Annotated in this window: 14 protein-coding genes and 1 pseudogene; 11 read left to right on the top strand and 4 right to left on the bottom strand. The window is 57.1% G+C overall.

From position 1 onward, the window contains the following. Positions 1-7 precede the first annotated feature (7 nt). The gene (locus QZQ97_RS10945) at positions 8-829 is read left to right on the top strand and encodes a MetQ/NlpA family ABC transporter substrate-binding protein (protein ID WP_442995180.1); all 822 of its coding nucleotides are present in this window, start codon (positions 8-10) and stop codon (positions 827-829) included. Between the two features lie 50 nt (positions 830-879). Here QZQ97_RS10945 and QZQ97_RS10950 read toward each other — a convergent pair whose 3' ends face one another. Continuing rightward, a complete protein-coding gene (locus QZQ97_RS10950) occupies positions 880-1,524 on the bottom strand; it encodes a TetR/AcrR family transcriptional regulator (protein ID WP_311993462.1) in 645 nt (214 codons plus the stop codon). Positions 1,525-1,698: 174 nt separating this feature from the next. On the opposite strand from QZQ97_RS10950, the gene bhsA (QZQ97_RS10955) reads away from it, so the two are divergent. The 5 genes from bhsA (QZQ97_RS10955) to QZQ97_RS10975 all read left to right on the top strand — a co-directional run bounded on the left by bhsA (QZQ97_RS10955) (position 1,699) and on the right by QZQ97_RS10975 (position 6,090). Beyond that, entirely contained in the window at positions 1,699-1,956 is a 258-nt protein-coding gene (gene bhsA, locus QZQ97_RS10955) for a multiple stress resistance protein BhsA (RefSeq protein WP_311993463.1), read from the top strand. Between the two features lie 202 nt (positions 1,957-2,158). Continuing rightward, positions 2,159-2,416: a multiple stress resistance protein BhsA gene (gene bhsA / locus QZQ97_RS10960; protein ID WP_311993464.1), complete on the top strand. Its 258-nt coding sequence runs from the start codon at positions 2,159-2,161 to the stop codon at positions 2,414-2,416. Positions 2,417-2,529: 113 nt separating this feature from the next. After that, entirely contained in the window at positions 2,530-3,402 is an 873-nt protein-coding gene (gene dapF / locus QZQ97_RS10965) for a diaminopimelate epimerase (protein WP_311993465.1), read from the top strand. 224 nt (positions 3,403-3,626) lie between these two features. Further along, a complete protein-coding gene (gene amyA, locus QZQ97_RS10970; protein WP_311993466.1) occupies positions 3,627-5,117 on the top strand; it encodes an alpha-amylase in 1,491 nt (496 codons plus the stop codon). A gap of 124 nt (positions 5,118-5,241) precedes the next feature. Beyond that, on the top strand, positions 5,242-6,090 hold the full coding sequence (locus tag QZQ97_RS10975) for a PA4780 family RIO1-like protein kinase (protein ID WP_004942055.1): 849 nt from the start codon (positions 5,242-5,244) through the stop codon (positions 6,088-6,090). Positions 6,091-6,118: 28 nt separating this feature from the next. Here the strand turns inward: QZQ97_RS10975 and QZQ97_RS10980 are convergent. After that, positions 6,119-6,333 (bottom strand): annotated as a pseudogene (locus tag QZQ97_RS10980) (DUF7661 family protein). 68 nt (positions 6,334-6,401) lie between these two features. On the opposite strand from QZQ97_RS10980, the gene QZQ97_RS10985 reads away from it, so the two are divergent. Continuing rightward, positions 6,402-7,217: an AraC family transcriptional regulator gene (locus QZQ97_RS10985; protein WP_311993467.1), complete on the top strand. Its 816-nt coding sequence runs from the start codon at positions 6,402-6,404 to the stop codon at positions 7,215-7,217. Here the strand turns inward: QZQ97_RS10985 and QZQ97_RS10990 are convergent. Both QZQ97_RS10990 and lsrG read right to left on the bottom strand, forming a co-directional pair. Beyond that, entirely contained in the window at positions 7,214-7,807 is a 594-nt protein-coding gene (locus tag QZQ97_RS10990; RefSeq protein ID WP_311993468.1) for a LysE family translocator, read from the bottom strand. The genes QZQ97_RS10985 and QZQ97_RS10990 overlap by 4 nt on opposite strands. A 90-nt stretch (positions 7,808-7,897) precedes the next feature. After that, on the bottom strand, positions 7,898-8,191 hold the full coding sequence (gene lsrG, locus QZQ97_RS10995) for a (4S)-4-hydroxy-5-phosphonooxypentane-2,3-dione isomerase (protein ID WP_013812026.1): 294 nt from the start codon (positions 8,189-8,191) through the stop codon (positions 7,898-7,900). 186 nt (positions 8,192-8,377) lie between these two features. Between lsrG and lsrK the strand changes: the two genes are divergently transcribed. The 4 genes from lsrK to QZQ97_RS11015 all read left to right on the top strand — a co-directional run bounded on the left by lsrK (position 8,378) and on the right by QZQ97_RS11015 (position 12,830). Further along, positions 8,378-9,943: an autoinducer-2 kinase gene (gene lsrK, locus QZQ97_RS11000; protein ID WP_311993469.1), complete on the top strand. Its 1,566-nt coding sequence runs from the start codon at positions 8,378-8,380 to the stop codon at positions 9,941-9,943. A gap of 234 nt (positions 9,944-10,177) precedes the next feature. Beyond that, entirely contained in the window at positions 10,178-11,362 is a 1,185-nt protein-coding gene (locus QZQ97_RS11005; RefSeq protein ID WP_311993470.1) for an MFS transporter, read from the top strand. A 60-nt stretch (positions 11,363-11,422) separates the two neighbouring features. Further along, positions 11,423-12,316, top strand: a complete 894-nt coding sequence (locus tag QZQ97_RS11010) for a LysR family transcriptional regulator (protein ID WP_311993471.1) — start codon at positions 11,423-11,425, stop codon at positions 12,314-12,316. 52 nt (positions 12,317-12,368) lie between these two features. Further along, positions 12,369-12,830, top strand: coding sequence for a GNAT family N-acetyltransferase (locus QZQ97_RS11015; RefSeq protein WP_311993472.1), 462 nt, complete (start codon positions 12,369-12,371; stop codon positions 12,828-12,830). The last annotated feature ends 37 nt before the right edge of the window (positions 12,831-12,867 follow it).

Here is a 12,867-nt window from a genome sequence, read left to right on the forward strand (position 1 = left end):
AATAATGATGATGAAAAAGCAAATGATGATGCTGGCCTTCGCCTCTCTGACCGCGTTGGCGTCCTTTGGTGCGGCGGCGGAAACCAAGCTGGTGGTCGGTGCGTCCAACGTACCGCATGCCGAGATCCTCGAACAGGCAAAACCGATTCTGGCAAAGGAAGGCATCGATCTGGTGATCAAACCTTTCCAGGATTACATTCTGCCGAACACGGCGCTGGCCAGCCACGATATTGACGCCAATTATTTCCAGCACGTGCCGTATCTGAATTCAGTATTGAAGGACCATGCCGGCGATAAGTCCTATGACTTCGTCAGCGCCGGCGCCATCCATATCGAACCGATCGGTATTTATTCCAAGAAGTATAAAAGCCTGAAAGATCTGCCGGACAACGGCAAAATCATCATGCGCGATGCGGTGGCGGAAGAAGGCCGCATTCTGTCCATCTTCGAAAAGGAAGGCGTGATTAAGCTGAAGCCGGGCGTGAGCAAGGTGGATGCGCGCATCACCGACGTGGTGGAAAACCCGAAACACCTGAAATTCCTGGCGAACGTCGAAGGCGCGCTGCTGCCGCAGATGTACAACAATGATGAGGGCGACGCGGTAGTGATTAACGCCAACTACGCCATTGACGCCGGGCTGAACCCGACGAAGGATCCGATCGCTGTCGAAAGCGGTGAAAATAACCCGTATGCCAACATCATCACCGTGCATAAGGCCGACGTGAACAAGCCGGAGATTGTTGCGCTGGTGAAAGTGCTGCACTCCAAGGAGATTCAGGACTTTATCCGCGAAAAATACAAAGGCGCGGTGATCCCGGTCAATCAGTAATTCGGATCAAGGCCGCAGCGATGCGGCCTTATCTTATCCCGATACCTTCCCTAAACTTTATTCCCCACCTGGCTGAGACGCGGCCAAACCAGCATCAGCGCATCAAGCAGACGGAACAAATCATCGCGGCTTGCCCCTTCACGCGCCTGCACCGACATGCCTTCAATGGTGCAAATAATGTACTTCGCCAGTAACCCGGTGTCGGTTTTTGCCAGCAACTCGCCCTGCTGCACTTTGCGGTCGAAGCAGGCCTTCAGGCTGGTTTCCTGCGAATGGTGCTTTTTACGCAGCATCATGGCGACTTCGTCAGAAGAAGATGACAGCGCGGCGGACGCACACACCATAAAGCAACCGGAAGGCGTGTCCGGATCGGTAAACACCTGCGCTGAAGAGCGGACGTAAGCTTCTACGATTTCCGCAATCGGCAGGTCCTGCTCCAACAGTTGATTGGTGCAGGTGGTGTATTTTTGCAGGTAACGTTCCACCGCAGCGCGGAACAGCCCTTCCTTGTTGCCGAATTCGGCGTACAGCGTTGGCGCCTTGGCTCCGGTCACCTCGACCAGATCGGCCAGCGACGTTGACTCATAACCGTGCCGCCAGAACAGATCGAGTGCGCTTTCCAGCGCACGGTCGCGATCAAACTGCTTCGGTCTGCCGCGCGTTTTTTTGGTGCAGACCTCTTCATTGATACTCATAGACCCTCTCTTATCCCGCCCCGCAGCAGGGCTTCACAATTAAATTAACGATCATTATAAAAAAATATTGCGCTCCCGTCGAGAAGCGATTAACATTTAGTTATCGATCGTTAAGTAATCTTGACGACAGACATTGAAAACCCAATTTACGCTTCTCGGATAGGAACTAATATTATGAAAAACTTAAAAATGACTCTTGCTGCTGTCGCTCTGGCCTCCGCTTCCTTCGGGAGCTTCGCTGCCGATCTGGTTAACAGCCAGCCGACTGACCAGCAAAAATCCGGTGTGATCACCGTCAGCGGCGCTTCCGATATTACCTCACTGGAAGCCAGTTTGGCGGAAAAAGCGGATGCAGCCGGTGCGAAATCATTCCGCATCATTGGCGCCGGTGGTGAAAATCAACTGCACGGAACCGCAGTAATCTATAAATAACAATAAGTTAATCGTTTCCTGCGGGGCCGGTGACGGCAGTTTCCTCCCCCGAAGAAGACGGTGAAAAGAAAATTAATTAACGAACATTAAAAAAATAGTTGCAATACGCCGAACAGGCGTCTAACATTAAATTATCGATCGTTAATCAATTTAATGACCAACCAAACAAACATCGTACAGAATAGAGATAGGAAATAAGACCATGAAAAACCTGAAAATGACCCTCGCAGCTATCGCACTGGCTTCTGTTTCTTTCGGTAGCTTCGCAGCCGAACTGGTTAATACTCAACCGTCCGATCTGCAAAAAACCGGCGTGATCACCGTCAGCGGCGCTTCCGATCTGACCAGCCTGGAAAGCAAACTGGCTGCCAAAGCGGATGAAGCCGGTGCCAAATCATTCCAGATCATCTCAACCACCGGCGACAACAAACTGCACGGTACTGCGATCATCTACAATTAATTGCAGAATCAGCCATTGAGCAAAGAGGCGGCTTAAGCCGCCTTTTGTTTTATTCCCCCGCCAAAAATCTGTTGTAAGCTGTGGTTTCCTCTTGCAGCGAATCTGACAACGCCATGACACCTCTGCTGTTTCATAAATATCACGGGCTGGGTAATGATTACCTGGTGTGCCACCATTTGGTCGCTACGCGGCTGAGCAATGAACAAATCCGCATACTGTGTCACCCCCATTACGGCATTGGTTCAGATGGCCTGCTGATCGACAGCGGTGACAGCATCAATCCCACGCTGCGCATCATTAACCCGGACGGCTCGGAAGCCGAGAAAAGCGGTAACGGCCTGCGCATTTATGCCCGCTATCTGTTTGATATCGGCCGCGTCGGCCATCAGCCGTTTCTGGTACACACCGCCGGTGGCGACGTGCAATGCCGGGTCGATGAAGATAAACACCAGGTCAGCGTGGATATGGGCCGCGCCAATTTCAATCCGGCAGCGCTGCCGGCACTGATCGACTTGCCCGAAGCGCTCAACTATCCGCTGCCGCTGGCGAAGGAAACCCTCAGCGTATCGCTGGTTTCGATGGGTAACCCGCACTGCGTTGTGCCGGTGAACAGGCTGGATTTGGCTCAGGTCCGCCGGTTGGGGCCACAGATAGAAAATCACCCGCTGTTTCCCAAAAGAACCAACGTACAATTGGTGGAAGTGATAGATCGCCAGACGCTGCGTATCGGCATTTGGGAACGCGGCGCCGGTTTTACCCTGGCCTCCGGCAGCAGCAGTTGTGCGGCCGCCAGCGTGATGCGCAAGCTGAAACTGGTCGATGACAACGTCAGCGTTCGGATGCCGGGCGGCCAGTTGCAGATTAGCTTTAGCGGGGATTTTCACGTCCGCATGCGTGGGCCGGTGCATAAAATCGCCAGCCTGACGCTGGACGAAGACTGCTTTATCGGCGGTGGAGAAGCCCTGCGTCAGCGCGAGAAACACTAATATTCAAAAGGGTGGCCAGTGAATAAAAATAATGAATCGTTGCCGGTGCTGCCACCGGTGAATGTTTAGCAATCTGTCAAGGCCAGGAATATCCTGCTTGCCAACGCCATGCGGCTGCCTGCATTGAATTTTCCCTTTTGCCAAAAATAGCCCATGCTAAAAGAGGATATGGCGGGAACAAGGCCAATCCCTCACCTCTTTCTGGCTAACCGGGATGCTGGCTCATGACGAAAAAAACCACGCTGCTGCAATTTTTTCATTGGTATTATCCCGATGGGGGTAAGTTATGGCAGGAAGCCGCCGAACGTGCGCCGCACATCGCCGGGCTGGGCATCACCGATCTGTGGCTGCCGCCCGCCTATAAGGGCGCTTCCGGCGGTTATTCGGTGGGTTATGACAGTTATGATCTGTTCGATCTGGGCGAGTTCGATCAAAAAGGCAGCCGCGCCACCAAATACGGCGATAAAGAGGCGCTGACCCATGCCGCCGCTACGCTGCGCGACAACGGCGTGCGGGTGATTTATGACGTTGTGTTCAACCACAAGCTCGGCGCCGACGAGAAAGAACGGGTCCACGTGTACCGAGCTGACGTCAACAACCGCAACAATATCAACGACCAGGGCTTCGACGCGCTGGCTTATACACGTTTTACTTTCCCTGGCCGCCAAGGCGCCTACTCCAAATTTATTTGGGATTATAAATGTTTTGGCGGGGTCGATTACATTGAACAGCCGGATGAAAAAGGCGTGTTCAAAATCGACAATGACTACGGCGACGACGGCTGGAACGATCAGGTCGGCGGCGAGAAAGGCAATTACGATTACCTGATGGGCGCCGACGTGGAGTTTCGCAACACGGCGGTGGCGGAAGAGCTGAAGTACTGGGCGCGCTGGCTGATGGAAACCCTGCCGTGCGACGGGTTCCGACTGGATGCCGCCAAACACATCCCAGCCTGGTTTTTTAAGGAATGGGCGGACCATGTGCGCGACGCCGCACAGCGCGACCTGTTTATCGTCGCGGAATACTGGTCACACGATCTGGCAGCGTTACAGCAGTATATTGACCTGGTGGATGGCAAAGTGATGCTGTTCGACGTGGCGTTGCATCTGAAGTTTCATCACGCCTCGAAACAGGGTGACGAATTCGATATGGCGCAGATTTTCACCGGTACTCTGACCGCCGCCGATCCGGCCCACTCGGTTACGCTGGTCGCCAACCACGACACTCAACCGCTGCAGTCGCTGGAAGCGCCGGTCGAGCCTTGGTTTAAACCGCTGGCCTACGCCCTGATCCTGCTGCGCGAACAGGGCGTGCCCTGCGTGTTCTATCCCGATCTGTACGGTGCCAGCTATAAAGACAAAGGCGGCGACGGCAATGAATACCAGATTGACATGCCGGTGATCCCCGAGCTGGAAAAACTGATCCAGGCGCGTCAGCGCTTTGCCAACGGCGTGCAAACCGATTATTTTGACGATAAAAACTGCGTGGCCTTTAGTCGGAGCGGTACCGCAGACGCACCCGGCTGCGTGGTGGTGCTCACCAATGGCATCGAAAACGGCAAAGCGGTGTCGCTGGGCGCGCAGCTGGCGCATAAAACCTGGCGAGACCTGCTCGGCAACCGCCAGGATGAGGTCATTACCGACGATCAGGGAAACGCCACTTTCCCGGTAAACGGCGGCAGCGTCAGCGTCTGGGTGCTGGCTGAAAACCTGTAGCAAAACCGCCGCCGCGGCGATGAGTCACCCCGGCGGCAAAACTAATTTTTGCCTTTCAGGTCTAAATTGCGGTATCACCTTAGCAAACCATTCACACAGGAGCCTAAATAGGGTACAAGGCTGCATGAAAATTCCAAAACGACTCCAGCCATTGGTAGATGATGGTTTAATCGACGACGTCATCCGCCGTTTGAAGAGTGGCAAAGAAGCCGACGTCTTTATCGTGCGCTGCGGCGAAGAGATCCGCTGCGCCAAAGTCTACAAAGAAGCGGACAAACGTAACTTCAAGCAGGCCGTCAATTACCAGGAAGGCCGTAAAGTGCGTAACAGCCGAGATGCCCGCGCCATGAGCAAGGGATCTAAATTCGGCCGCCAGCAGCAGGAAGAAGCCTGGCAGAACACCGAGGTCGATGCACTGTATCTGCTCGCCAAAGCGGGCGTGCGCGTGCCTCAGCCGGATATTTGTCTGGATGGCGTACTGCTGATGGAGCTGATCACCGACGAAGAAGGCCTGGTTGCGCCGCGCCTGAGCGATGTGAGCCTGACGCAGGAACAGGCGTTGGCCGATCACGCGGTGATGATGAACTATGCGGTGCGCATGCTGTGCGCCGGGCTGGTGCATGGCGATCTGTCGGAGTTCAACGTGTTGATGGACAAAAATGGGCCGGTGATTATCGATCTGCCGCAGGTGGTGGACGCCGCCGCCAATAATCACGCCAAAAGCATGTTCGAACGCGATATCAACAACATGTCGAATTTTTACGGTCAATACGCGCCGGAACTGCTCAACAGCAAATACGCCAAAGAGATCTGGGCGCTGTATCAGGAAGGCAATCTGACGCCGGAAAGCGTGCTGACCGGGAAGTTCGTGGAAAGCAGCAAGCGCGCCGATGTCGGTTCAGTACTGGAAGAGATCCAGGCGGCCAGTGAAGAACACCAGCGCCAACTGATGGCCCGCAACGAAGAAGATTAATCTGCGCCCCGGTCATTCGGCCGGGGCCTTATTCCATTCTCAAAACATCGGGGTACCTTTCGGTCGCCGCTTCATGATAAATATCCCCCAGATAGCCGGCAATATCGGCCTCGGTCAACGCCTCCGGCAGCACGATGTCGTAACTGCGCGCGTATTTGCGCTCCGGCAGCGTCACGCGGAACAATTGCCACTCTCCACCCGCTTGACGCCCATCAGGCGGCCGAACACATTAAAAATCATCATCCGTATTCCCTCCTTCACGCGTTTTACGCTATAACAAACTAGCCCCGCCGTATTGAAAAGGAAAGATCATGAGCGTTAATGCACCGCAGTTCTGGCGCGACCCGCAGTTGCCCTTTGTGGAGGCCCGCGCCATTGAAGATGGCCGCAAGGTCTGCTACGCCCTGCACAGCCATGAAATCTTTTCTATCGGCACCATCACCGACGGCACCAGCATTTATATTAACGGTCACCGACAGTTGCAGGTCAACGCCGGCGACGTGGTGATTATCAACCCGCAGCAGGCCCACGCCTGCAACCCGATTGGCGACCGGCGTTGGTCATACATCATGTTTTATATCGATACCGCCTGGCTGGGCGAGCTGCAACGGGAGATAGCCGGCGGCGACGGCAGCTTTATCCCGTTCCATGAAGTGCTCAGCCACGATCCACTGCTGTTCGGCGGCCTGAACCGGCTTTATGAGCTCTTGGTTGACCCGCAATGCTGCCATCTGGAAAAACACATTGCCCTGGTGGAGTATTTCACCGATCTGCAAATCCGGTTGGGCGAAGCGCAACCACCCGCCGTGGCTGCCCACCCCAGACTGGAAGCTGCGGCAGCCTTTATCAGTAAACATTGCACCCAGCCACTAACGCTGGAGGCGATCTGCCAGGCGGCGGCGTTGTCGCCTTCCTATCTGATCCGCGCCTTCAAGCAGCATTACGGCATGACGCCGCATGCCTATCTGGTGAATCGCCGCATCCAGTTTGGCCACCGATTGCTAAAACGCGGTTACCCTATCGCCGCAGCTGCCAGCGAAAGCGGTTTTGCCGATCAGGCGCACTTCCAGCGCACCTTCAAACAGTTGCTGGCCGCCACGCCCGGCCAGTATCAAAACCCGCGTTAAGCACCGTCGGCTAACAAATAACAGGCGCTGGCCGCCAGCAGCAGCGCCATCAGCCGATTAAAGCGCTGCACGTTGCGGGCTCGCTGCAACAAACCGGTCAACATCGCGCCGGCGTAGGCCCAGCAGGCCACCGAGGCGTAACAGATGACGCCATAAATCACCGCGAACTGCCACAGCAGCAGCCTGTCGCCGTCGGCGACAAACGCCCCCAGGCTGGCCACCGACGCCAGCCAGGCTTTGGGATTCAACCACTGCATTAGCGCGCCGTACCAGAATGACGGTGCCTGCCGCCGGTTGCCGTTGCCCAGCCGCCCGTCATCAAAGGCCAGTTGATAAGCCATAAACAACAAGAATGCGACGCCCGCCCACTGGATGATCTTCGTCAGCACCGGCCACAGGGCCAGCAGTTGGTGCAATCCCAGACCAATCAGGATCAATAGCAGGGTAAACCCCAGCGTGGCGCCAAGCACATGCCGCAGGGTAGCGTTAAAACCGAATTGCGCCCCGGCGCTCAGGGCAAGGATATTGACCGGGCCAGGGGTGATGGAAGCGGCCAGCGCAAATGCGGCCATGGAAAAGTAAATATTCATGATTACAAGCACCTGAGAAAAAGTTCGCAGATGCCAGATTGCCGCTCGGGAGCGGCAAAGTATTGAACAGAATTACCCTGATGCCGCTCACTAAGCCGGCATCAAACCGATAAAGGTGGTTTTCTTGCGCGGCCCGGTCATCAGCGCCTCCAGTTTCTCCACGCATTGCAGATAGTGCGGGGTCTTTTTATGGGCGGCAACCGCCTGCTCATCCTTATAGGCTTCATAGATGTAAAACCGCGTCGGGACGTTTTCATCTTGCAGCACATCAAAGCGCAGATTGCCCGGCTCTTCGATCGCCCCCAGATGGTTGGCGCGGAAGACCTCAATAAACTCGTCGATTTTGTCCTGCTTAACGTTAATTTCTACCAAAGTGACGTGCATGGCGGCTCCTTGTTTAACCTTGAAATCACTGTTCTTTCAAACCATAGGTTTATTCCCCCTGATTTACCCTGCGCGGCGGCAATTTTGCAGCACAGCTCACAAATCCCGCTGCCCCCCGGCCTTGCTCACGCGAGGGCGCGAACCCGGCATCTATAGTTAAGATCCAAACCCCAGAGAGTGTGAGCTATGGATAACTATTTGATGGCGCTGGATGCAGGCACCGGCAGCGTGCGCGCGGTAATCTTCGATCTGGCGGGCAATCAGATCGCCCAGGGCCAGGCTGAGTGGCGGCATCTGGCGGTGTCTGGGGTGCCCGGCTCGATGGAGTTTGATTTAATCCACAACTGGCAATTGACCTGCCAGTGCATCCGTCAGGCGCTGCAAAATGCAGGCCTGACTGGCCAGGCTATCCGCTCTGTAGCCTGCTGCTCAATGCGCGAAGGCATAGTGCTGTACGATCGCAACGGCGTACCGATTTGGGCCTGCGCCAATGTGGATGCGCGTGCCAGCCATGAAGTCAGCGAGCTCAAAGAGCTGCATAACCATAATTTCGAAAGCGAGGTGTACCAATACTCCGGGCAAACGCTGGCGTTGAGCGCCATGCCGCGCCTGCTGTGGCTGGCCCACCACCGGCCGGACATCTATCGGCAGGCGGCGACGTTGACCATGATCAGCGACTGGCTGGCGAATATGCTGAGCGGCGAACTGGCGGTGGACCCGTCCAATGCAGGCACCACCGGCATGCTGGATTTGGTCAGCCGCGACTGGCGACCGGCGCTGCTCGATATGGCCGGGCTACGCGCCGATATTCTGTCGCCGGTGAAAGAGACCGGCAGCCTGCTCGGGCAGATTACCGCGCAGGCTGCGGAGCAAAGCGGCCTGGTGCGCGGCACGCCGGTGGTGATGGGCGGCGGCGACGTTCAACTGGGTAGCCTGGGGCTGGGCGTGGTGCATGCCGGGCAAACGGCGGTGTTGGGCGGCACCTTTTGGCAGCAAATCGTCAATCTGCCGGAGCCGGCCACCGATCCGGACATGAACATCCGCATTAACCCGCACGTGATCCCCGGCATGGCGCAGGCGGAATCAATCAGCTTCTTCACAGGGTTAACCATGCGCTGGTTCCGCGATGCCTTCTGCGCCGAGGAAAAGCTGATGGCGGAACGGCTGGGCGTAGATGCTTACAGCCTGTTGGAAGAGATGGCGGCGCGGGTGCCGCCGGGCGCCTACGGGGTGATGCCGATATTTTCCGACGCCATGCACTTTAAAACCTGGTATCACGCCGCGCCGTCGTTCATCAATATGTCGCTCGACCCGGAACGCTGCAATAAGCAAACCCTGTTCCGTGCGCTGGAAGAAAATGCCGCCATTGTCTCCGCCTGTAATCTGGAACAGATCGCCAGCTTCTCCGGCGTGCAGGCGCGATCTCTGGTGTTCGCCGGAGGTGGCTCAAAGGGCAAGCTGTGGAGCCAGATCCTGAGCGATGTTACCGGCCTGACGGTTCGCGTGCCGGTGGTGAAAGAAGCCACCGCGCTGGGCTGCGCTATCGCCGCCGGCGTCGGCGCCGGGTTGTATGAGTCGCTGGCGGCCACCGGTGAAAAACTGGTGCGCTGGGAGCGTGAATATCAACCGGATAGCGCCAATCATGAACTCTATCAACAGCAAAAACACACCTGGCGGCAGATCTATGCCGATCAGCTCACGCTGGTGGACCATGGCCTGACCACCTCTATGTGGAAAGCGCCGGGATTGTAATGCCCCTGGGCGCAGTCTGCTGCGCCCGCCGCATAAGCTTATGCCCATTGAGCATTTGACCTGCCGTTCTGCCGCAGCCCGCCACTTTGCTTGCTCCGCGTGATTATTCCCCCTCAGAAACAGTGTAACTACGGCAAACGGATTTATCCGCCGCAAATGCCTGCGTAAATTGTGATCTCTGTCACTCCGCACTTTGCCGTGCGGCGTACGTACTCACCTGAGACGAGCGGTACTATGCTGAATAACAAAGATAAACCTGCATCATCACCCTGGTTGGCGATCTTCTCGCTAACGGTCGCCTGCTTTGTGATGGTCACCACCGAATTTCTACCGATCGGCCTGCTGACCAATATCGCGCCGTCGCTGGACGTCAGCACCGGCAAGGCCGGCCTGATGGTTACCGTGCCCGGCATTGTGGCGGCGATAGCCGCACCGGCGCTGAGCCTGGCGGCCGGTCGGCTCGATCGTCGTCTGTTGATGCTGGCGTTGAGTTTGTTGCTGGTGGTGTCCAATCTGGTTTCGGCGCTGGCGGTTAACTTCCCGATGATGCTGCTGGGCCGCGTGCTGCTGGGTGTCTGCGTAGGCGGTTTCTGGGCCTTCGCCGCCAACTACGGCCGCCATCTGGTGCCGGAAGCCAGCCAGGGCCGCGCCACCGCGCTGATCCTTAGCGGTATTTCGGTCGGTGCAGTATGTGGCGTGCCTGCCGGCGCGCTGATTGGCGACCTGTTCGGCTGGCGCGCCGCCTTCTTTGGTGGCGCGGTGCTGGCGGTAGGTGTGCTGTTGGCACAACTGCGCCTGCTGACATCGGTCCCGCCAACCCGGCCGGTCACGCCACGCGATCTGCTGTTGCCACTGCGTTTACCGATGGCGCGCACCGGGCTGATCGCCATCGTCCTGCTGTTTATCGGCCATTTTGCCGCCTACACCTACCTGAAACCGCTGCTGCAACAGGTATTTGTCCTCAGCCCGTCGGCGATTTCATTGCAACTTCTGGCCTACGGCGCCATCGGCCTGCTGGGCACCTTCCTCGGTGAACGCCTGGCCGAGTGCAGCTTGCGCGCCACCTTTATCCTGATCGCCACCATGCTGGCCGCCATCCTGATCGTTTCGCCTTTCCTCAGCGGCATTGCCGGCGCCACGCTGATGGTCATGGTTTGGGGGCTGGCGTTCGGCGCCGTGCCGGTCTGCGCCACCAACTGGATGTTTGCCGCCGTGCCGCAGGCACCGGAAGCCGGCCAGGCGCTGCTGGTCTGTGTGATCCAGGTTGCGCTGGCCTCCGGAGCGCTGCTGGGCGGGGAAGTGGTCGACTGGCAGGGCGTCAGCAGCGCCATGCTGTTCGGCGGCATTCTCATCCTTTCCGCCGCGCTGGTGTTCGGCTTGACCTTGCGTTCCGGCATGATTGGCGCTAAACAGTCATAATCATTGTCTATCCACAGAAACACCCCGGTCCTCCGACCGGGGTTTTGCATTGAGAGCGCTATGGATCATCATTTACTGGCCATTCGGGTGTTTAACCGCGTAGTGGAAACCGGCGGATTCACCCGCGCCGCGGACTCGCTGCGGATGCCCAAGGCCACCGTCACCAAGCTGATCCAGAACCTGGAAGATCACCTGCAAACCAAGCTGTTCCAGCGCACGACCCGCAGCGTGTCTGTCACCCCTGAGGGCGAGTGTTATTACCAGCGCACGGTTAAGTGGCTGGCGGAATTGGAGCAGATGGAAGGCTGCATGACCGAATCCCAAAGCGCGCCGCAGGGCGTGTTGCGCATTGATGCCGGTGGTTCGACAGCGCGCCAGTTGCTGGTACCGGCGCTGCCGGATTTCATCGCGCGTTATCCGCAGATTCAGATTGATTTGGGCGTCGGTGACCGCTTGATCGATCTGATCAACGACAGCGCCGACTGCGTGATCCGCAGCGGCCCGCTGGCCGATTCCAGCCTGATTGCCCGCCGCCTGTTCGAGCTGGAATGGGTGACCTGCGCCACGCCAGCCTATCTGGCGCGTTACGGCACGCCGAAACACCCCTGCGATCTGGAGCTGGGCTATCCGTTGGCGCACTATCGCCATGCGCTGAACGATCGCATTCAGCCGCTGCACTTTGTTGACCGGGGCAAAGAGATCGACATCCAGCACCGCTATCACGTCAGCGTCAACGAAGGCAATGCGCTGTTGGCCGCGGCGCTGGCCGGCCTGGGCATCATTCAGACTTTCCGCTTTATGGCGCAACCGCACCTGGACAACGGTGAACTGGTCAGCCTGCTGCACGACTGGCAACCGCCATCGGAACACATGTATGTGGTGTATCCCTCCAACCGCCATCTTAGCGCCAAGCTGCGGGTGTTCATCGACTGGGCGGTGGAGGCCTTTAAATAGCCCGCAACTGCGGCTATAGTTGCGCATTCTCTGGGCAACAAGAACTTAAATCATGCGTATCGAACGACTTTCCGCACACCGCCAGCGCATTGGCGAACTGGCAGCCCTGCTGCATCAGGAGTGGCGTGATTTCTCGCCGTGGAGCAGCCACGAGAAAATCAGCCAACGCTTTGAACAGCGCTGTGAACCGCAGCATTCCGGCATGACGTTGCTGGCGCTGTCACCGCAACAACACATCCTCGGCACCGCCAGCCTGGTCATTTACGATCTGGCGGATAAACCGGACCGCAAATTCTGGCTGGGCGAAGTTTTCACCCATCCGCAGCACCGCGGTTTGGGCATCGCACGCCGTTTGATCGACCAATGCATTACCCACTGCAAGCAGAAAAACATCGCCGAGCTGTATCTCTATACACCGGACCAACAGCCGCTGTATCAAAAATTGGGCTGGCAACCGGTGGAACAACGTCAGGTTTCCGGCGAAGAAGTGACGGTGATGTGCCGCACGCTGTAACCCGGCGCATTGTGATAGTATTAAACGCAATATTGTT

Origin of the sequence: Serratia sp. root2 (genome assembly GCF_031931805.1) — a bacterium.
GTDB lineage: Bacteria > Pseudomonadota > Gammaproteobacteria > Enterobacterales > Enterobacteriaceae > Serratia > Serratia inhibens.